The sequence below is a fragment of the Nocardia sp. NPDC057455 genome, assembly GCF_042802775.1.
Taxonomy (GTDB): domain Bacteria; phylum Actinomycetota; class Actinomycetes; order Mycobacteriales; family Mycobacteriaceae; genus Nocardia.
Genome location: NZ_JBHVDM010000003.1, coordinates 97,588 through 116,137, shown reverse-complemented (window position 1 = coordinate 116,137; position 18,550 = coordinate 97,588). Strand labels below are relative to the sequence as shown.

The following is an 18,550-nucleotide window of genomic DNA, read 5'->3' as shown; positions in this document are numbered from 1 at the left end:
TGGAACGTGCCCGGCTGAGCCGGAGAAACACCGACCGGCCTTCCGCCGGTGAAACCCGACAGATCGCTCCGCCGGAACACTACTCTGGCGTGACGCCGCACGAGACCGTCACGAAAGGGCGTACGTGGTAGCCACGAATACCCGTCAGACCGCCGAATCGGCCGATGCCGACTCCGCAGATGTAACCGCAGCACGGCCGGTCCGTAAGGCTGCCGCGAAGAAGGCTCCGGCGAAGAAGGCCGCCGCCAAGAAAGCGCCTGCCAAGAAGGCCGCGAAGGCGGCCAAGGCTCCCGCGAAGAAGGCCACCACCAAGAAGGTGGGCCCGGACGGCGAGCCGGGGGCCGACGAGGGGATCGAGGACGAGTCGCTCGAGCTCGACGATCTCGGCGATCTGGAAGTCTCCGAAGAGGACCTCACCGAAGGCGACGATCTGGTCGACGTGGCCGAGGGAACCGAGACCGAGGAAGCCGCAACCGAGTCCGACGAGCCGACAGCCGCGGACAAGGCGTCCGGCGATTTCGTCTGGGACGAGGAGGAGTCCGAGGCGCTGCGCCAAGCCCGTAAGGACGCCGAACTCACCGCCTCGGCCGACTCGGTCCGCGCCTACCTGAAGCAGATCGGCAAGGTCGCGCTGCTCAACGCCGAGGAGGAGGTCGAACTCGCCAAGCGGATCGAGGCGGGCCTCTACGCCGCGGAGAAGGTGCGCGAATTCGCCGAGCAGGGTGAGAAGCTGCCGGTCGCGATGCGCCGCGACTACAACTGGATCGTCCGCGACGGTAACCGGGCCAAGAACCATCTGCTCGAGGCCAACCTCCGCCTGGTCGTCTCGCTGGCCAAGCGCTACACCGGCCGCGGCATGGCGTTCCTCGACCTGATCCAGGAGGGCAACCTGGGTCTGATCCGCGCGGTGGAGAAGTTCGACTACACCAAGGGCTACAAGTTCTCCACGTACGCCACCTGGTGGATCCGGCAGGCCATCACCCGCGCCATGGCCGACCAGGCCCGCACCATCCGCATCCCGGTGCACATGGTGGAGGTCATCAACAAGCTCGGCCGCATTCAGCGCGAGCTGCTCCAGGATCTCGGCCGCGAGCCGACGCCGGAGGAGCTGGCCAAGGAAATGGACATCACGCCGGAGAAGGTGCTGGAGATCCAGCAGTACGCGCGTGAGCCCATCTCGCTCGACCAGACCATCGGCGACGAGGGCGACAGCCAGCTCGGTGACTTCATCGAGGACTCCGAGGCCGTGGTCGCCGTGGACGCGGTGAGCTTCACGCTGCTGCAGGATCAGCTGCAGTCGGTACTGGAGACGCTGTCGGAGCGGGAAGCGGGCGTTGTCCGCCTGCGCTTCGGGCTCACCGACGGACAGCCGCGCACCCTCGACGAGATCGGCCAGGTCTACGGGGTCACCCGCGAACGCATTCGCCAGATCGAGTCCAAGACCATGAGCAAGCTGCGCCACCCCAGTCGCTCGCAGGTCCTGCGCGACTACCTCGATTAGCTCGTATCCGCCGAGACGCCCGCATTCGTCGTGCCGCTCGATTCTCCAGCGGCCGGTGAATGCGGGCGTCGCGCTTTCCGTGGCCCAGGTCGCGCGCGTGATCGCTCGCTCGGGATTCCGGGCATCGGTTCGGCCGGTGCACCGATCTTCGGGCGAACTCCGCCGAGTAGCGCGGACGCCCCGACGCCGGTGCCGTGACGCAGCGCACAGGGGGCCGCACGGCGGCCCTAAGCCCGGCGCGGCAGACTTGCGAGGTGGTTGCCCCGCCTTCGACTTCGCCCGTGCCGCGGTCGCCGTGGACGCAGACCGCCGACCTGCGCGCCGAACTGCGTGATGCCTGGGAATGGCTGCGTCGTCCCGAATTGCCACGGCGGATCCTGCCCGCGATCCGGGGGCATCTGGGGGCCGCGCCCGCGAGCACCGCATACGCCTTCACGCTGTTCGTCACCTGGTGGACGTTGCGAGGAGTCGGAGACTCGGTCGAACGCAGGCTGATCTTCTCGGCGTCGACCAACCTGTACAACATGCGGCACAACCCGGTTCAGGTGCTGGTCGCCTCGGCGTTCTGGACCGAAGGCGGTTTTCCCTGGGCCACCATCGCGGGTTTCCTGGTCGTCATGGCCTATGCGGAGCGCTGGCTGGGCACCGGGCGCTGGACTCTGCTGTTCGCGACCGGCCACATCGGCGCGACACTGCTGACCGTCACCGGCATCGCCAACGCCATCGACCGCGGCGTCATTCCGCTGCGGGTGGCCGTCGCCGCGGATGTCGGCACCAGCTACGGCTTCTCGGCCGTGCTCGCGGCACTGGCGTTCCGGTTCCGCGGCAAGGTGCGACCGGTGTGGGCCGGAACGATCCTCGCGGCACTCGGGGCGGCGCTGTGGGTGGAACCGACCTTCACCGACTACGGCCATCTGTGCGCCGCCGTGATCGGGCTGGCGGTCGGCGCGACCGCGAGCTTGTTCTGGCACCGGCTGGAACGGACCGCCGCCCGCAAGGTCCTCTCCACGCGGAACTGATCAGGAGACCGAAGGCTCGGGACGGCCGCGGTTGCGCAACAGCCCGACCACCGGTTCGACCACACGCGCCGCGATCGGGCCGAGCACCGCCATCAGCAGGACGTAGGTCGAGGCGAGCGCGGTGAGCTGACCGTCCATCGCACCCGCGCTCACGGCCAGTCCCGCGATGACGATGGAGAATTCTCCCCGGGCGACCAGGGCCGCACCCGCGCGGGCACAGCCCAGGGGACGGATGCCCTCACGTGCCGCGGCCCACCACCCGGTCGCCACCTTCGTCACGACGCTGATCACGGCGAGCACGATGGCCCAGCCCAGTACCGGCGGAACCGATCGCAAGTCGGTGCTCAGGCCGAAGGCCACGAAGAAGATGGCGGCGAACAGGTCGCGCAGCGGTTCGAGGATTTTCACCGCCGCGCGCGCGGTCGAGCCGGAGATCGCGATGCCGAGCAGGAACGCTCCCACCGCCGCCGAAACACTCAGCGCCGAGGAAGCGCCCGCCACCAGCAGCGCCGCGCCGAGCAGCGTCAGCAGGAAGACCTCCCGGTCGGCGCTGGCCACGACCGCCGACACGTACCGCCCGTAGCGCAGGGCCACCACGAGGACCAGCGTGATGGTGATCAGGGCCACCGCCAGGGCGCGCAGCCCGCTCATCCAGCTCAGCCCGGCCAGCACCGTGGTGAGGATCGGCAGGTAGACCGCCATCGCCAAGTCCTCGAACACGAGGATGGACAGGATGACCGGCGTCTCCCGGTTGCCGAGGCGCCCGAGGTCGTCGAGGACTTTCGCCACGATGCCCGAGGACGAGATGTAGGTGACCCCCGCCATCGTGATCGCGCCGTTGACGCCCCAGCCCAGCATGAGCGCCACCACCGCGCCCGGGGACGCGTTCACCACGATGTCCATCAGACCGGCCGGCCAGGAATGGCGCAGCCCGGTCACCAGCTCCGCGGCCGTGTACTCCAGCCCGAGCAGCAACAGCAGCAGCACCACGCCGATCTCGCCGGCGACATGGCCGAAGTCGTAGGCGGCCCGGAGTTCGATGAGACCACCCTGGCCGAAGGCGACACCGCCGAGCAGGTACAGCGGGATGGGCGACATACCGACACGGCCGGCGACACGACCGAGCATGCCGAGAACGAAAAGAACCGCTCCGAGCTCGATCAGGGCGAGCGCGGTGTCCGTCACGGCTCAGCCGTGCGTCAAAATCTTCGCGGCGGCGTCCAAGCCCTCCGGAGTGCCGACCACCACGAGCAGATCGCCGGCGGTGAAGGTGAAATCGGGTCCGGGCGAGGGATGCAGCTGCCCGGCCCGCATGACCGCGACGATGGAGACCTTCGTGCGGGTGCGCATCTCGGTCTCGCCGAGGGTGCGGCCGTCGTACGGGGAGTCGTCCCCGATCGGGAGCTGGCGCGTGGTGATGCCGGGCAGGTCCCGGTGGTCGTCGTTGAGTTTGGCGACCAGTTGCGGCGCGCCGAGCAGGTTGGCCAGGACCGCCGCTTCATCGGTGGTCAGCGGGATCTGGGCGGCACAGGCGTCGGGGTCGTCGAGTTTGGAGACGATCAGGTCGATATCACCGTCGCGGTGGGCGACCACGCCGATTCGGCGACCGGAACGCACTTCGAAGTCCTTGCGGACACCGATGCCGGGTAGTGCGGTGACGTCGACGTTCACGCCCTCCAGACTAACCGGATCACCGGGCCCGCGACTGGATCGGTCATCACTTCGGCCGATGGCGCGTCGCGGACGCTGTGCTGTGATGGAGGCGTGCGGCGGTGGTCGGATGTGCCGGAGCGAACGCGGGATGCGCTGGGCGCGGTGATCGCGTTCGCCGGTGGCGCGGCGCTGTACCTCACCGGCTTGTCCACCATGACCGAGCGGGGCGAGCAGCTGTCGTTGTGGGTGCGTTTCGGCGTGCTCGCCGTGTTGTGCCTGGCGACCTTCGCCCGGCGCCGGACGCCGATCGCGGCCATGCTGGGCGGTCTCCTGCCCCTCGCGGTGGACATCCGGCTTGGCGCCACCGTGCCGGTGTGGATCATCTACGCCGACTTGATCTACGCGGCCGTGCTGTACGCCGGGCGCCGGGCGTCGCGGCTCACGGCCCTGTCCTGGTCGGCGCTCGCCGGCCTCGCCGTGGTGCTGACCCTGGCGTCGACCGGCGACCCGCGCGCGGTAGCGGTGGCGCTGGTGGGGGTGTTCAGTTTCGTCGCGACGCCGATCTGGTGGGCGAACTCGGTGCGCACGCACAAGGACGTCGCGCATGCCGAGCGCTCCCGCACCCAAGCGCTGACCCTGGTCGCCGAACTCGACCGACGCGCGGCCATCGCCGACGAACGCACCACGATGGCGCGCGACCTGCACGACGTGATCGCCGGGCATCTGTCGGCCATAGCGCTCCACTCCGAGGCGGCGCTCGGGGTGCTGGCCCGCCGCGACGCCGACCCCGCGGTGGCCGGGATCATGCGATCCATCCGTTCGAACAGTGTCAGCGCCCTGGAGGAGATGCGCACCATGATCGGGTTGCTGCGCAGCGACGACGCCGCGGCGGAGGTCGCCGCACCGCGCACCCTCGCGCAGTTACCGATCCTGGTGGACGCCGCACGCGCGGCGGGCATCTCGGTGCGGGTGCGCGAAGCGCTGGACGGCGCCACCCTGCCCAGCGCGGTCGACCAGACCGCCTATCGCATCGTCCAGGAGGCTTTGACCAACGCCATGAAGCACGCACCGGGACAGGAGGTCCGCATCGACGTGCGGGCAGAAGGCGAGACGCTGCACATATCCGTCCGCAACCGGACCGTATCGGCGCGGCCGCGGCATCCGACGGCCGGATCAGGGCGCCGCGGTCTGGTGAATATGCGCGAGCGGGCCGGAGCGCTCGGCGGAAGCCTGCGCGCCGGAACGGATTCCGGCTATTGGGAAGTTCTGGCCCGACTGCCGCTCGGCTCCGTCGGTGCCGCATGACGATTCGGGTGGTGATCGCCGACGATCACGCCGCGATCCGCGCGGGCCTGCGGATGATCCTGGACGTCGAAGACGATATCGAGGTGGTGGGCGAGGCCGCCGACGGCGATGTGGCGGTGGCGCAGGCCAAGGCGTTACGGCCGCAAGTGGTGCTGATGGACGTGCGGATGCCCGGGATGGACGGGATAGCCGCCACCGAGCGGATCACCGCCGACGACCTGGCGAAGGTGCTCATCCTCACCACATTCGACTTGGACGAGTACGTCTTTCGCACGCTGCGCGCGGGCGCCTCGGGATTCGTGCTGAAATCCACGTCGGGACGGGCACTGGTCGAGGCGGTGCGCGCGGTGGCGGCGGGTGACGGCGTGCTGGCTCCGGAAGTGACGCGCGCGGTGATCTCCGCGTTCGCCTCGGCGAATCAGGCTGTTGCGCAACCCGCTCCCGCCGGGCTCGACGAACTCACCGACCGGGAACGCGAAGTGCTCGATTGCCTCGGCGACGGCCTGTCCAACGCGCAGATCGCGGGCAGGCTGTTCATCGGCGAAACGACGGTCAAGACGCACGTCTCCCGAGTGCTGACGAAACTGGGTGTGCGGTCGCGGGTTCAAGCCGCCATCGTGGCGCGCGAGATCCGCGACCGATAGTCACTCCGCGAGTGGGGCGAATGTCCCGTCCGCTTCGGGCAGGTACTCCTCGACACCCGTGACCGCGGCCACCGGCAGGGGCCCGTACAGGTGCGGGAAGAGCATCGCCTCCGGATCCGTCGGCACGCCGGGCTCCCATTCGATCGGCGACCCGACGCGGCCGGGGTCGATACGCAACAACACCATGTCGCGCCGCCCTGGGAACAACCGGTTTGCGGGCAGGTGGACCTGCTGCGGCGACGAGAGGTGGATGAACCCTGCCTCGGCGAGCGAGGGCGTGCGGTACTCCCCCGTTTGCCGAGCGGAAAGCCATTCCTCCGAAGTGCATAGGTGAACAAGCGTGTGAGTGTCATAGGTCACGGGTAATCTCCCGGTAGACAACTGAATCGGTCGATCGAGAGTGTGACGCAGCGCACATCGACGGCGCGACCTGTGGCGTTCGCCCGTAGCGAAATCCCTGGTCGTGTTATCGAAAACACACTGCTTCATATGCGGGAACAAAGTCCCCCGTCCCGAACGTCTGACAGAGTAGTCATACCCCTGCTGGGAAGTAGCGGTAGCGAGCTCGTGGTGAGTGACCACGGGCCCCACACCAGGTGAACGGTCGTCGGGACCGGGAGCCAGGACGGAGGAGTCATGCCAGGAACCCTGACAAGCACCCCACTGACCGCGGTCGATCGTTGCGACCGCTGCGGGGCGGCCGCGCGAGTGCGTGCCGTACTGCCCGCGGGTGGAGAGTTGCTCTTCTGCCAGCACCACGCGAACGAACACATGGATCGACTGCGAGAGCTGGACGCCGTGATCGACACGGAGTCCGCTCCCGCATCCTGATCCGCTCCTCGCGTCCTGACACAACAGCATCGGACAACAGAACACCGTTTCCACCGGCAGCGGGCGACCGACAGGTCGCCCGCTGTCGGCGTGCCCGGGACGATCACTCCCCGGACACCGTGCCCAAGATGCCGTCCAGCAACCTGGCCAGGCCGTATTCGAACGCGCCGCCCGGGTCGGCGGGCGCCTGGTACAGCTCGCCGACCGCCGCCCCGACCCGCGACGAGAGCGGGAACCGGCTCGACGGCATGACCTCGGCCAGCAGCGGCCCGTGCAACTCCCACCACTCCGCGTCGCTCATCCGGCCGGTCTCGCGGGCAGCGGCCACCACCATGCGCGCGTTCCCGGTGGCGAACTCCGTCAGCACGGCGATCACCCGGTCCATCGCCACATCCGGCAGGCCGAGCCCCTCGATCGCGGCGAGCTGCCGCTCGTAGCGACGCATCCGTCCCGGCCCGAGCACGAGCCGCCAGGGCGGGACCTCGAGCAGCCAGGGGTGCGCGACGTACTCCTCGTGGACCTGGCGGGCCACCGCGGCCAAGCGCTCACGGGGCGGCAGATCCCCCGGTATCGGCGGGTCCTCGTCGGCTACCGCGTCGACCATGAGGATTGTCAGCGCGTCCCTGCTCGGCACGTACGTGTACAAACTCATCGGCCGCAGCCCCAGTTCGGCGGCGACCGCGCGGATGGAGACCTTCGTGTAGCCCTCCCGGTCGGCAAGTGCGACCGCCGCCGCGACCACCGCGTCGACGGTGACCGTCTGCTTCGGACCGCGCCCCACCGGACGCGGCGGGAGTTCGTGCCGCCACAGCAAGCTCATCAGCTGCCTGGCTCGGTCGGGTGTGCTGTCGTCGCTCACCGGCTCCTCGGAACTAATTCGGTACGGTGTACGTTGAAACGCTACTCCGTACGCCATACGTTGATTCAAAGGGGTGCGCTCTGCCCAGCACACACGCCACTTACCTACCGGATCGCCACATGTTCGCGCTCTGGACATGGGCGGGACACGCCCCCGGTCCGGCGCCCACCGGCCCCGGTGACCGCGAAACCCTCGCGCTGGCCGTCCCGGTCACCGCGGACGGAGCGCTCGGAGTCACCGACGTCGACGTCACCCTGGTGGACCTCGCGACCTTCGCCGGATCGACATTCGAACACCCCGGCGAGTCGATCCCGGCCTGGCAGCGAATCGTGCGTTCCGTCCTCGCTGACCCTGCCGGGGAACCACTCGACACGGAGACCGATGCCCTGCCCATCGCCGCGCATGCGGTGCCCGACGCCTCCGGCACCGCGATCGTCTCCGCGCAACGCGCGCTGCGCGTACTGCACGACACCGAAGCCCTCGCCGCGAACCTCGCAGCGACGCTGAAGGCGCGGCTGCGTCCCTACCAGGCGCGCGGAATCGGCTGGCTGCGCGAAACCGTGGCCGCGCACGGCGGGGCGGTGCTCGCCGACGAGATGGGACTCGGCAAGACCGTGCAGACCATCGGCTTCCTGCTCGACCGGGCCGCGTCCGGCCCGCAGTTGGTGGTCTGCCCGACCTCGCTGGTCGGCAACTGGGCACACGAGATCGGCCGGTTCGCGCCGGGGCTGCGCGTCGCCATCTGGCGCGGTGGCGCCGTCGACGCCGACGGCGCCACCGTCGTCGTCACCGGCTATCCGGCCTTGCGGCTGCACGGACCGCTGCTGACGCGGCGTGGCTGGGCTACGGCCGTCTTCGACGAGGCGCAGGCGCTCAAGAACCCGCGCACCCAGGTCGCGAAGGCCGCGCGTGCGATCGACGCGGACGCGACCGTCGCGCTGACCGGCACGCCGGTCGAGAACCACCTCGAGGAGCTGTGGGCACTGCTGCACCTGGTGACGCCTCGACTGTTCGGGCATCGGACACAGTTCCGGCGTCGTTTCGTGCGGCCGATCCACGAGGGTTCGGCGGCCGCCGCGGCGCGTCTGCGCGACACCATCGAACCCGTGGTGCTGGCACGCACGAAGAGTCAGGTCGCCGCCGCGCTGCCCGCGAAGATCCACAGCGACCTGCTCTGCGACCTCACCGCCGAACAGGAGCGGCTCTACGACCACCTGCTCGACAAAGCCGTCGACGACGGATTCGGCGCGGGCATCGAACGCCACGGCCGCGTGCTCGCGGCGCTGACCGCCCTCAAGCAGGTGTGCAACCATCCCGGGCTGATCACCGGCGAACTCGGCGAACTGGCCGGCCGCTCCGGAAAACTCGACCTGTGCACGGACATCATCGCCACCAATCTCGAAACCGCAAGTCCCACCTTGATCTTCACGCAGTACCGCCAGACCGGCGAGCTGCTGGTGCGGCACCTCGCCGAACAGTTCGGAGTGCGGGCGCCGTTCTTCCACGGCGGGCTCTCCCAAGCCGAGCGCGCCGATATCGTGACGGGGTTCCAAGCCACGGACGGCCCACCGGTGCTGGTGCTCAGCCTGCGCGCGGCGGGTACCGGGCTCACCCTGACCCGCGCCGCCGACGTCGTCCACTTCGATCGCTGGTGGAACCCGGCGGTGGAGGCTCAGGCCTCCGACCGGGTCCACCGCATCGGCCAGACCCGCACGGTCACCGTCACCACGCTCACCTCGGCGACCACCGTGGAGGAGCACATCGCGGGCATGCACGACCGCAAGGCCGCGCTACGTGACCTGGGCGACGCGGCGGGCATCGCGGCACTGGCCGCCCTGGACGACGACCAGCTGATCGAGATCCTGCGGCGCAAGAGGGAGAATTGATGGCGGACAACGAATTCGGCTACACCGCGTGGGGCATGGACTGGGTGCGGCTGGCCGAACCGCTGCGCCAGACCCGGCCGGACCCGCTGCTGCCCCGTGCGCGCAGCATCGCCCGCAACAGCGGTGTGCGGGCCACCGTCGAGGACCGGGTGGTGCGGGCCACCATCCACCGCGGCGGCGAGGCGTCGCTGACCCACGTGGAGGTGGCGCCACTGTCCCGGCAGACGATCACCGCGATAGCCGCGATCGTCCCGGATCCGACCCTGCTGACCGACGACATGCACCATGCGATCAGCGCGGCCGGGATCGCGCTCGCGCCACAGCTCGCAGGCACCGACTGCTCGTGCACGGCGCGCAAGGCACGGTGCGTACACATCCTGGCCGTCTACTACGAGATGGCGCGGCAAGTCGACGAGAATCCGCGATTGGCCTTGGCGATCCAGGGTTACTTCGCTGCCGCGCCGGAGGATTCGCGGGAGCCCGCCCCGCAGGCGCGGTGGACGCCGATCAGTGCGCTGGATCCGCGGCGATTCTTCACGACGACGCCCGGCTGAACGGCCGGACGACCTCCGACCCACCCCTCGGGTGCCTGCCCACCAGCCGCTGCCGAACTCGGACCGCACTCCGGCCGTCGAGCCCGGAAGCGGAAACTCGAAACACCGGTGTCGATCCGCACGTCGGTGAAGCCGATCCGGCACAGCCGGTCGGCGGCGGTCTCCGGTGGTACGGGCACGCAGGTGTCGCCGAGGCGCATGAGCCGGAACAGCCTGCCGTCGAGCCCGTCGCTGCCCGCGAAGACCCCGCCCGGACGCAGCACTCGCAAGGCTTCGGCGAACAACGCGTCCTGTCTACCGGGTGTCGGCACGTGGTGCAGCATGGTGAAGCGGATCCCGATCGGTGCGCGAGTGCCCACCGACCCCAGGGCGCGACAGGTGGCCGACGCGCTCGCCGCCGATCCGGCCGACCCGCGCACCCTCGCCGAGTTCGCCGTCCACGTCGCCGCCAGCCCGCGCACGCTGGCCCGGTTGTTCGTGTCGCAGACCGGCCTCGGCTTCGGCCAGTGGCGCACGCAGGCCCGGCTGGCCGCTTCGCTGCCACTGCTCGCCGCGGGGCTGCCGGTCGCCCGGATCGCCGGCCGGGTGGGCTACGGGACGCCGAGCGCTTACGTCGCGGCGTTCCGGCGGGCGGTCGGGATCCCGCCGGGACGGTATTTCTCCGGCTGATCAGGCGTTGGTGCCGCTGTCCACGGTGAGGAACGCGCCGGTCACGCTGCGACCGGACGGTCCGGCCAGGAAGGCCACCGTGGCCGCGACATCGTCGGCGGCGCCGAAGCGGCCGAGCGCGGTGAGGTCGCGCTGCCGCTGCGCGTGTGCGCCGTCGCCAGGGTTCATGTCGGTGTCGGTGGAGCCCGGCTGCACGAGGTTCACCGTGATCGCCCGCGGGCCCAGTTCGCGCGCCAGCGCCTTGGTGAAACCGTTGAGCGCCGATTTGCTCAGGTTGTAGAGCGCCAGACCGTCGAACGGCGCGTGATCGGTGAGGTTGGTGCCGATGCTGATGATCCGACCGCCGTCGGTCATGTGCGCGACCGCGGCCTGTGCACCGACGAACGCGGCACGGGCGTGCACGCCGAGCGCGTTGTCGATCTCCGCGAGGGTGAACTCCTCGAACGGCTTCGCCGGGAAGATCCCCGCGTTGTTGACCAAGATATCCAGCCCGCCGAGTTCGGACGCGGCGCGGTCCACCGCCGCGCGCACGGCCGTGGCGTCGGCGCTGTCGGCCTGGATCGCGACGGCTCGGCGGCCGAGCGCCTGCACCTCGCCGACCACCGTCTTCGCCTGCGCTTCGGCGTACTGGTAGGTCAGCGCCACGTCCGCGCCCACCGCGGCAAGGCGGCGCGCGATAGCCGCTCCTATCCCGCGGCTGCCGCCGGTGACCAGCGCGACCTGGCCCGTGAGGTCCGACATCGGTGCTCCTCCAATTTTTGTGTCGATCAATACATAAATAGCCAAGCGCATCGTCCACACCGTGTCAAGGGGTATATTTAACGATCGACACAGAAAGGTCTGGGATGGCTGAGCGAGGACGGCCGCGCGCCTTCGATCGCACCGAGGCGTTGCGCTGTGCCATGGAGGTGTTCTGGGAGCACGGCTACGAGGGCGCCTCGATGAGCGACCTCACCTCCGCGATGGGGATCAACTCCCCCAGCCTGTACGCCGCGTTCGGCGGTAAGGAGGCGCTGTTCCGCGCGGCCGTGGAACTCTACGGGCACACCGACGGCGGCTACACCGCCCGCGCCTTGCGCGACGAGCCGACCGCGCGGGCGGCTGTCGAGGCGATGCTGCGGGACAACGCGAGGGCTTACACCGAGGAGAACAAGCCGCACGGCTGCATGGTCGTGCTCGCGGGATCCACCTACACCACCCGCAATACCGGCATTCGCGACTTCCTGATCGACAAGCGCCGCGAGACCACCGCAGACATCCGGCGACGGCTCGACCGCGGTGTCGCCGAGGGCGACCTACCGGAGAGCGCCGATACCGCGGCGCTGGCCGGTTTCTACACCACCGTCCTCTACGGCCTGTCCATCCAGGCACGCGACGGCGCGTCACCGGCGGAACTCACCGCGTCGATCGACTTCGCCATGGCCGCCTGGCCCACCCCGGCCGCCTGACGCGGGCTACTTCCGGCGCAGCGCGGCGATGCGCTCACCGAGTTGCTCGGCGGAGGCCAGCGCGGTCGGCGGCCCACCGCACTCGCGGCGCAACTCGCCGTGGATCACGCCGTGCGGTTTTCCGGTGCGATGGTGATGCATCGCCACCAGGCTGTTGAGTTCCCGTCGCAGTTCGCCCAGCCGATCGGCGGTGGCGACCCGCTCGGCGGCTCCGGCCACCTGCGCACCGGGGTCGGGGGCGGGCGCGGGCACACTGCGCTCGGCGACCTGTTTGGCTTGCCGATCACGCAGCAGTGCGCGCATCTGCTCGGCGTCCAGCAGGCCCGGGATCCCCAGGTAATCAGCCTCCTCGTCGCTGCCGGCGAAGGTGGCGGTGCCGAAGGACGATCCCTCGTAGATCACCTGGTCGAGTTCGGCGTCGGCGGCCAGCGCGATGAAGGACTTCTCCTGCTCGCCGGGCTCGTCCTGCTGCTTGTTCGCGTCGATCAGCAGTTCGTCGTCGAGGCCGTTCTTCTCCCGGTGCGGCTTGCCGATGACGTGGTCGCGCTGCAACTCCAGTTGCGCGGCCAGATCCAGCAGCACCGGCACCGAGGGCAGGAAGACGGTCGCGGTCTCGCCGGGCTTGCGGGCACGCACGAACCGCCCGATCGCCTGCGCGAAGTACAGCGGGGTGGAGGCGCTGGTCGCGTAGACCCCGACCGCCAGGCGCGGCACGTCGACGCCCTCGGACACCATACGGACCGCGACCATCCAGGCCTGGGTGCTGTTGCTGAATTCGGCGATACGGTTGGAGGAGGCCGGGTCGTCGGAGAGCACCAACGCGGGCTTCTCGCCCGAAATGTGTTCGAGCAGTTCGGCGTAGTCTCGGGCACGGTCTTGGTCGGTGGCGATCACCAGTCCGCCCGCGTCCGGCATGCCGGAGGCGCGCTTCTGGCGCAGCCGGGTGTCGGCGGCGCGCAGTACGGCGGAGATCCAGTCGCCCGCCGGGTCCAGCGCGGTCCGCCAGGCGCGGGCGGTCTGTTCGGCGTTCAGCGGCTCGCCGAGGCGCGCGGAGTACTCCTCGCCCGCGCTGTCCCGCCAGTGCGCCTCGCCGGAATAGGCCAGGAAGACCACCGGCCGCACCACGCCGTCGGCGAGCGCCTCGGCGTAGCCGTAGGTGTGGTCGGCACGGGACTTCGGGAACCCCGACTCGTCGGGTTCGTAGACGACGAACGGGATCTGGCTGTCGTCGCTGCGGAAAGGGGTACCGGTCAGCGCGAGGCGGCGGGTGGCGTCGCCGAACGCCTCGGCGGTCGCCTCGCCCCAGCTCTTGGCGTCTCCGGCATGGTGGATCTCGTCGAGAACGACGAGCGTCCTGCGGTTTTCGGTGCGCACGCGATGACGGAAGGGATGCGCGGCGACCTGCGCGTAGGTGACCACGACTCCGTGATAGTCACCGGAAGTGCCGCCGGTGGAGTTGGAGAATCGCGAGTCCAGTGCGATCCCCACGCGCGCGGCGGACTGCGCCCATTGGTGCTTGAGGTGCTCGGTCGGCGCCACCACGGTGATCTGATCCACTGTGCGGTCGGCCAGTAGTTCGGCGGCCACCCGCAGCGCGAAGGTGGTCTTACCCGCGCCCGGGGTGGCCACGGCGAGGAAGTCGCGCGGCCCGGTGGCCAGATACTTCGTCAGCGCACGTCGCTGCCAGGCGCGAAGCGAGCCGCCGACGACGGTACTCGCCGCTGTCGAATCGCCCGGCGTCTCTGCTTCTCCCGCCACAGCGGCGCCACCCGACCCAGTCACGCAGACGACCCTAGCGGCCCGCCATGGTGTGTCGCCAAACCGACGCGGCGGGCGCGACGGGCATCACACGGCCACCAGCAGGGACGCTGGGAGTTCACCCGATGCGCATCGACACGTCGCGTGCACAGTCCGATGCCGATCGCCGAAGTGCGCGATGCTGTAAGCACGATGACCGAGCACCGCGCCCTCCCGGGCGATCCGCCGCGGACCGACGCACCGTCGCCCCGCGCCGCCGCCGTGCGGGCCCCCACGTGGACCGACCGCGCGGGCGCGCGGGCGGCGGTGGTGAGCAGGGGCGCCGCCGCGCTGATCGTGCGGGTGGCGCGGAAGGCCTGGACGGATTCCATCTTCGCCAAGTCGGCGGCGGCGGCGTTCTGGCAGACGCTCTCGCTGGCCCCGCTGTTGCTCGGCGTACTCGGCAGCCTCGGTTACGTCGGCGGCTGGTTCGGGCCGGACACGGTACAGATCGTCGAGGCCAAGATCATCGCGTTCAGCCAGGAGCTGTTCAGCGCGAATGTGGTGTCCGACCTCATCGAGCCCACGGTGCAGGACGTCCTCGGGCGCGGGCGCGGCGCGGTGGTGTCGGTGGGCTTCGTGCTGTCGCTGTGGGCCGGGTCGTCGGCGATGGCGACCTTCGTCGACTCGATCGTGGAAGCCCACGACCAGCAGGACGCGCGGCACCCGGTGTGGCAGCGCATCTTCGCCCTGTTGCTGTATGTGCTGTTCCTGGTGGCGGCGGTGTTCATCCTGCCGCTGGTGGCGCTGGGACCCACGCTGATCGGGCGGGCGCTGCCCACCGCGTGGCGGGCGACCGGACTCGGACTGCTGGACTTCTTCTACTACCCGGGCGTCGGGCTGCTGCTGATCGTCGGACTGACCACGCTGTACAAGCTGGCGCTGCACACGTCGCTGCCCTGGCACCGGCTCTTCGGCGGGGCACTGGTTGCCGGGGTCTTCTTCATGGCGGCCAGCGACGTGCTGCGCCGCTACCTGTCCTGGGTCACCCGCACCGGCGTCACCTACGGTGCGCTGGCGACGCCGATCGCGTTCCTGCTGTTCACGTTCTTCCTCGGCTTCGCGGTGATCCTGGGCGCGGAGTTCAACGCGGCGGTACAGGAGTTCTGGCCCGCCCGCGCGACGCGCATGGAGCAGGTGAAGGAGTGGATCGCCAACCAGGTGCGCGGCGAGGGCGGCGCCGACGAGGACACAGCAGACCGGGACGAGGCCGGGCCCGACGGCTCGCACGCTGTGTCCGGTCTGCGCGGAGCGGGGCCCTCGTCCGGCGAGTTGTAGCTCTCAGTCGCCCTTGCGTAGGCCGTCGTAGACCTTTTTGCACTCCGGGCACACCGGAGAGCCGGGCTTGGGCGAGCGGGTCACCGGGAAGACCTCTCCGCACAGAGCGACCACGTGGGTGCCCATGACGGCGCTCTCGGCGATCCTGTCCTTCTTCACGTAGTGGAAGAATTTCGGGGTGTCGTCGCCCGTCGTCTCGTCGGTCGTCGTATCCGGGCGAACCATGGTGTCGGTGCTCACGCATACCATGATGCCGCATCGGGTGGTATCGGGCCGAGCACGGTGTCGCATCGGCGGTGACCGAGTTTCTCGGAGCGGAAGCCGACCGCGGGATCGCATCGGACGTGCCCCGCGATCTCGGAGCGGAAGCCGACCGTATGTGCGCGGATCGACCGCGAGTGGAAGACTCGGGGTATGCAGCAGAACGGCGATTCCTCATCCGCCGACGGCCGCGACCGCGAAGAGCACCCCGATGTGACGATGCCGACGCAGCCCCGCCGTTCCCCCGGATACTTTCCAGGCAATGACGACAAGCACCCGGTGTTGATCACCGAGGCGGCGCCGTCCCTCGAAGACCAGCACCGGGCTCGGGTACGCCGGTACACGATCATCATGGCGTTCCGCATACCGTGCCTGGTCCTCGCCGCGATCGCCTACAGCGCGTTCGGCAGTCCGCTGTTGTCCATCCTGATCATCGTCGCGTCGATCCCGCTGCCCTGGATCGCGGTGCTGATCGCCAACGATCGCCCACCCCGCCGCAAAGACGAGCCGAGCCGCTGGGACCGTCCGCGTACGGCAATCGAGTCGCGTCCGCACAACGCGATCGACGGCTGATTTCTCCGGCCGGCCCGCTCATCGGGCGCCGAGCGCCCCGCCGCGGGCCGGCGCGCGGCGGATGACCGCCGACATCACCGCGGCGGCGCCGCAGAGACCGCCCGCCAGATACCAGGCGAGGTCGTAGCTGCCTTGGAGGTCGCGGATGACACCGGCGCCGGTGGCCGCCACCGCCGAGCCGATCTGGTGGGCAGCGAACACCCAGCCGAACGCAACGGGACCGTCGGCGCCGAACAGTTCGCGGCACAGCACGACCGTCGGCGGCACGGTGGCCACCCAGTCCAGGCCGTAGAAGATGATGAAGACCCACAGGCTCGGCTGCGTGTCCGGGCCGAGCAGCGCGGGCAGGATCAGCAGCGACAGACCGCGCAGCGTGTAGTAGCCGATCAACAGGTAACGCGGGTCCATCCGGTCGGTCAGCCAGCCCGAGGCGATGGTGCCGGCGACGTCGAAGATGCCGACCACGGCCAGCAGGCTCGCCGCGGTGGTCGGCGGCATGCCGTGATCGTGCGCGGCAGTGACGAAATGGGTACCGACCAACCCGTTCGTGGACGCGCCACAGACCGCGAACCCGCCCGCGAGCAACCAGAATCCGGGACGGCGGGCGATCGTGACGAGCACCGTGAGCGCCCGCGACGCGCCGCCCGCGGCGGGCACCCGCAGGCCCACCGCGCTGTCCGGCTCGGCGCCGTAGGCTCGCACGCCCAGATCGCTCGGATAGTCCCGGATGAACAGCAACACCAGCGGCGCCACGGCCAGCGCCGCACCCGCGACGATCAGCGACGGCACCCGCCAGCCGTGCGCGTGGGCCAGCGCCGAAACCAGCGGGAGGAAGATCAGCTGTCCGGTCGCGCCCGCGGCGGTGAGCACCCCGGTGACCAGTCCGCGCTGGCGCACGAACCACCGGCCGGTGATCGTCGCGACGAACGGCATCGACATCGACCCCACGCCGACCCCGACCAGCAGCCCCCAGGTCAGCACCAGGTGCCACGGCCGGGACATGAACACCGTCAGCCCGCTGCCCGCCGCGACCAGTAGCAACGCACAGGTCACCACTCTGCGAATGCCGAAACGGTCCATCAGCGCGGCGGCGAACGGCGAGATCAGCCCGTAGAGCAGCAGATTCAGCGAAACGGCGGTCCCGATGGTTGCGTGTGACCAGCCGAATTCGTCGTGCAACGGGTCCATCAGCACGCTGGGCACCGACCGGAACCCGGCCGCGCCCAGCAGCGCGATGAAGCCGATACCGGCGACCGGCCATGCCGGATGCACGCGCCGGCGCGGCGCGGAATCGAGGGAAATCGGGGGCGGCGTCCGCAGTTCGGTCACCCGATGAGCCTGCCGGAACTATGCCCACGCAACGAGTGGCTGAAATGCCACATACCATCAAATTCGTGCCAGACGCGAAAGGGCCGGTATTTCCTCGACAACGCGGGCACGCGTACTTAGGGTCGCATGGGACCTCGCGCACCACGATCACCGACCACGGTTTGTTGCGGGCGACAAGACAGGAGTGAACATGATTCGGTGGATCTGGGTCTTCCTGGACCGCCCGACGCAGCGTTTCGACGACTGTGCGAAATTCTGGTCCACGGTCACCGGCACCGAACTCTCCCCTCGGCGCGGTGCGAACGACGAATTCCTCACCTTGTTGCCCGACCCCGCGCTGTTCGCCGCGGCGAGCGTCAAGATGCAAGCGGTGACCGGCCTGGGCGGGGTGCACCTCGACCTGGACGTCGACCACATCCCTTCCGCTGTCCGCACCGCCCTCGACCTCGGGGCGGAGCTGGTCGCCAACCATCCGGACTACGCCGTGCTGCGCTCCCCCGGCGGTCAGACGTTCTGCCTGACTCCCAGCGGCCGTGCGAGGAGCACGCCCGCGCCCGCCGTCCGGGCGCCGGACGGCACGCTCTCGCGCCTGGACCAGGTGTGCCTCGATATCGGCCCGCTCGACCACGAGGTGGAGACCCGCTTCTGGAAGCTGCTCACCGGGTGGACTTTCCAGCCCGGCAGGCGGCCGGAATTCGCCCGCCTGCGTTCCGAACAACAGCAGCTACCCGCGCAACTGTTGTTGCAGCGCCTCGGCGAGAACCGACCGACCAGCGCACATGTCGACCTGGCCGCGAGCGACATCGATGCCACCGCCGCGTGGCACGAGTCGCTCGGCGCGACCGTGGTGGAGCGCCACGAGCACTGGATCGTCCTGAGCGATCCGGCCGACGCGCTGTACTGCGTCACCGGACGCGATCCCAGCGGAGTCTGATCACCCAGC

General features: G+C 69.7%; 20 protein-coding genes. 12 read left to right on the top strand and 8 right to left on the bottom strand.

The genetic code is table 11. The features are described from left to right. Window positions 1-124 precede the first annotated feature (124 nt). Entirely contained in the window at window positions 125-1,501 is a 1,377-nt protein-coding gene (locus tag ACFU5M_RS02350) for an RNA polymerase sigma factor (protein ID WP_379042331.1), read from the top strand. Window positions 1,502-1,782: 281 nt separating this feature from the next. Continuing rightward, the gene (locus ACFU5M_RS02345) at window positions 1,783-2,520 is read left to right on the top strand and encodes a rhomboid-like protein (RefSeq protein ID WP_379042329.1); all 738 of its coding nucleotides are present in this window, start codon (window positions 1,783-1,785) and stop codon (window positions 2,518-2,520) included. Here ACFU5M_RS02345 and ACFU5M_RS02340 read toward each other — a convergent pair whose 3' ends face one another. Both ACFU5M_RS02340 and ACFU5M_RS02335 read right to left on the bottom strand, forming a co-directional pair. Then, entirely contained in the window at window positions 2,521-3,705 is a 1,185-nt protein-coding gene (locus tag ACFU5M_RS02340; RefSeq protein ID WP_379042327.1) for a cation:proton antiporter, read from the bottom strand. 3 nt (window positions 3,706-3,708) lie between these two features. Then, entirely contained in the window at window positions 3,709-4,191 is a 483-nt protein-coding gene (locus ACFU5M_RS02335) for a cation:proton antiporter regulatory subunit (RefSeq protein WP_043727907.1), read from the bottom strand. A gap of 111 nt (window positions 4,192-4,302) precedes the next feature. On the opposite strand from ACFU5M_RS02335, the gene ACFU5M_RS02330 reads away from it, so the two are divergent. Both ACFU5M_RS02330 and ACFU5M_RS02325 read left to right on the top strand, forming a co-directional pair. Beyond that, on the top strand, window positions 4,303-5,478 hold the full coding sequence (locus ACFU5M_RS02330) for a sensor histidine kinase (protein WP_379042324.1): 1,176 nt from the start codon (window positions 4,303-4,305) through the stop codon (window positions 5,476-5,478). Beyond that, on the top strand, window positions 5,475-6,122 hold the full coding sequence (locus tag ACFU5M_RS02325; protein WP_379042322.1) for a response regulator: 648 nt from the start codon (window positions 5,475-5,477) through the stop codon (window positions 6,120-6,122). The genes ACFU5M_RS02330 and ACFU5M_RS02325 overlap by 4 nt, the downstream gene beginning before the upstream one ends. Here the strand turns inward: ACFU5M_RS02325 and ACFU5M_RS02320 are convergent, their stop codons facing one another. After that, window positions 6,123-6,482, bottom strand: a complete 360-nt coding sequence (locus ACFU5M_RS02320; RefSeq protein ID WP_379042320.1) for a DUF952 domain-containing protein — start codon at window positions 6,480-6,482, stop codon at window positions 6,123-6,125. Between the two features lie 276 nt (window positions 6,483-6,758). On the opposite strand from ACFU5M_RS02320, the gene ACFU5M_RS02315 reads away from it, so the two are divergent. Beyond that, window positions 6,759-6,953: a hypothetical protein gene (locus tag ACFU5M_RS02315; protein WP_345496112.1), complete on the top strand. Its 195-nt coding sequence runs from the start codon at window positions 6,759-6,761 to the stop codon at window positions 6,951-6,953. Window positions 6,954-7,056: 103 nt separating this feature from the next. Here the strand turns inward: ACFU5M_RS02315 and ACFU5M_RS02310 are convergent, their stop codons facing one another. Continuing rightward, window positions 7,057-7,773, bottom strand: a complete 717-nt coding sequence (locus ACFU5M_RS02310) for a TetR/AcrR family transcriptional regulator C-terminal domain-containing protein (RefSeq protein WP_379042462.1) — start codon at window positions 7,771-7,773, stop codon at window positions 7,057-7,059. Between the two features lie 158 nt (window positions 7,774-7,931). Here ACFU5M_RS02310 and ACFU5M_RS02305 point away from each other — a divergent pair, with 158 nt between their 5' ends. The 3 genes from ACFU5M_RS02305 to ACFU5M_RS02295 all read left to right on the top strand — a co-directional run bounded on the left by ACFU5M_RS02305 (window position 7,932) and on the right by ACFU5M_RS02295 (window position 10,921). Continuing rightward, window positions 7,932-9,698 (top strand): DEAD/DEAH box helicase, encoded by a 1,767-nt coding sequence (locus ACFU5M_RS02305; RefSeq protein WP_379042318.1) that lies wholly within the window; start codon window positions 7,932-7,934, stop codon window positions 9,696-9,698. Continuing rightward, complete coding sequence (locus ACFU5M_RS02300; RefSeq protein ID WP_379042316.1) at window positions 9,698-10,252, top strand: hypothetical protein; 555 nt, start codon at window positions 9,698-9,700, stop codon at window positions 10,250-10,252. Before ACFU5M_RS02305 ends, ACFU5M_RS02300 begins: the two co-directional genes overlap by 1 nt. A gap of 198 nt (window positions 10,253-10,450) precedes the next feature. Further along, window positions 10,451-10,921 carry a helix-turn-helix domain-containing protein gene (locus ACFU5M_RS02295; RefSeq protein WP_379042314.1) on the top strand — a complete coding sequence of 157 codons (471 nt, stop codon included), beginning with the start codon at window positions 10,451-10,453 and terminating at the stop codon, window positions 10,919-10,921. On the opposite strand, the gene ACFU5M_RS02290 is transcribed toward ACFU5M_RS02295, so the two are convergent. Further along, entirely contained in the window at window positions 10,922-11,662 is a 741-nt protein-coding gene (locus ACFU5M_RS02290) for an SDR family NAD(P)-dependent oxidoreductase (RefSeq protein WP_379042311.1), read from the bottom strand. A 104-nt stretch (window positions 11,663-11,766) separates the two neighbouring features. Here ACFU5M_RS02290 and ACFU5M_RS02285 point away from each other — a divergent pair, with 104 nt between their 5' ends. After that, window positions 11,767-12,369, top strand: coding sequence for a TetR/AcrR family transcriptional regulator (locus ACFU5M_RS02285; protein ID WP_379042309.1), 603 nt, complete (start codon window positions 11,767-11,769; stop codon window positions 12,367-12,369). 6 nt (window positions 12,370-12,375) lie between these two features. Here ACFU5M_RS02285 and ACFU5M_RS02280 read toward each other — a convergent pair whose 3' ends face one another. After that, entirely contained in the window at window positions 12,376-14,127 is a 1,752-nt protein-coding gene (locus ACFU5M_RS02280; protein WP_379042459.1) for a DEAD/DEAH box helicase, read from the bottom strand. 192 nt (window positions 14,128-14,319) lie between these two features. On the opposite strand from ACFU5M_RS02280, the gene ACFU5M_RS02275 reads away from it, so the two are divergent. After that, window positions 14,320-15,444, top strand: a complete 1,125-nt coding sequence (locus ACFU5M_RS02275; RefSeq protein ID WP_379042307.1) for a YihY/virulence factor BrkB family protein — start codon at window positions 14,320-14,322, stop codon at window positions 15,442-15,444. Between the two features lie 3 nt (window positions 15,445-15,447). On the opposite strand, the gene ACFU5M_RS02270 is transcribed toward ACFU5M_RS02275, so the two are convergent. Continuing rightward, complete coding sequence (locus tag ACFU5M_RS02270) at window positions 15,448-15,684, bottom strand: DUF3039 domain-containing protein (RefSeq protein ID WP_195083704.1); 237 nt, start codon at window positions 15,682-15,684, stop codon at window positions 15,448-15,450. 174 nt (window positions 15,685-15,858) lie between these two features. Between ACFU5M_RS02270 and ACFU5M_RS02265 the strand changes: the two genes are divergently transcribed. Beyond that, window positions 15,859-16,278, top strand: coding sequence for a DUF3099 domain-containing protein (locus ACFU5M_RS02265; RefSeq protein ID WP_379042305.1), 420 nt, complete (start codon window positions 15,859-15,861; stop codon window positions 16,276-16,278). Between the two features lie 18 nt (window positions 16,279-16,296). Here ACFU5M_RS02265 and ACFU5M_RS02260 read toward each other — a convergent pair whose 3' ends face one another. Continuing rightward, window positions 16,297-17,607, bottom strand: coding sequence for an MFS transporter (locus tag ACFU5M_RS02260; RefSeq protein ID WP_379042303.1), 1,311 nt, complete (start codon window positions 17,605-17,607; stop codon window positions 16,297-16,299). A 190-nt stretch (window positions 17,608-17,797) separates the two neighbouring features. Here ACFU5M_RS02260 and ACFU5M_RS02255 point away from each other — a divergent pair, with 190 nt between their 5' ends. Further along, the gene (locus ACFU5M_RS02255; RefSeq protein WP_379042301.1) at window positions 17,798-18,541 is read left to right on the top strand and encodes a VOC family protein; all 744 of its coding nucleotides are present in this window, start codon (window positions 17,798-17,800) and stop codon (window positions 18,539-18,541) included. Window positions 18,542-18,550 lie beyond the last annotated feature (9 nt).

What these genes read in the sequence shown, in the direction of transcription:
- ACFU5M_RS02285 (WP_379042309.1), top strand. Translation starts at nt 11,767, where the DNA reads ATGGCTGAGCGAGGACGGCCGCGCGCCTTCGATCGCACCGAGGCGTTG.
- ACFU5M_RS02295 (WP_379042314.1), top strand. Translation starts at nt 10,451, where the DNA reads ATGAGCCGGAACAGCCTGCCGTCGAGCCCGTCGCTGCCCGCGAAGACC.
- ACFU5M_RS02305 (WP_379042318.1), top strand. Translation starts at nt 7,932, where the DNA reads ATGTTCGCGCTCTGGACATGGGCGGGACACGCCCCCGGTCCGGCGCCC.
- ACFU5M_RS02325 (WP_379042322.1), top strand. Translation starts at nt 5,475, where the DNA reads ATGACGATTCGGGTGGTGATCGCCGACGATCACGCCGCGATCCGCGCG.
- ACFU5M_RS02255 (WP_379042301.1), top strand. Translation starts at nt 17,798, where the DNA reads ATGATTCGGTGGATCTGGGTCTTCCTGGACCGCCCGACGCAGCGTTTC.
- ACFU5M_RS02315 (WP_345496112.1), top strand. Translation starts at nt 6,759, where the DNA reads ATGCCAGGAACCCTGACAAGCACCCCACTGACCGCGGTCGATCGTTGC.
- ACFU5M_RS02290 (WP_379042311.1), bottom strand. Translation starts at nt 11,662, where the DNA reads ATGTCGGACCTCACGGGCCAGGTCGCGCTGGTCACCGGCGGCAGCCGC.
- ACFU5M_RS02265 (WP_379042305.1), top strand. Translation starts at nt 15,859, where the DNA reads ATGCAGCAGAACGGCGATTCCTCATCCGCCGACGGCCGCGACCGCGAA.
- ACFU5M_RS02300 (WP_379042316.1), top strand. Translation starts at nt 9,698, where the DNA reads ATGGCGGACAACGAATTCGGCTACACCGCGTGGGGCATGGACTGGGTG.
- ACFU5M_RS02275 (WP_379042307.1), top strand. Translation starts at nt 14,320, where the DNA reads ATGACCGAGCACCGCGCCCTCCCGGGCGATCCGCCGCGGACCGACGCA.
- ACFU5M_RS02310 (WP_379042462.1), bottom strand. Translation starts at nt 7,773, where the DNA reads ATGAGCTTGCTGTGGCGGCACGAACTCCCGCCGCGTCCGGTGGGGCGC.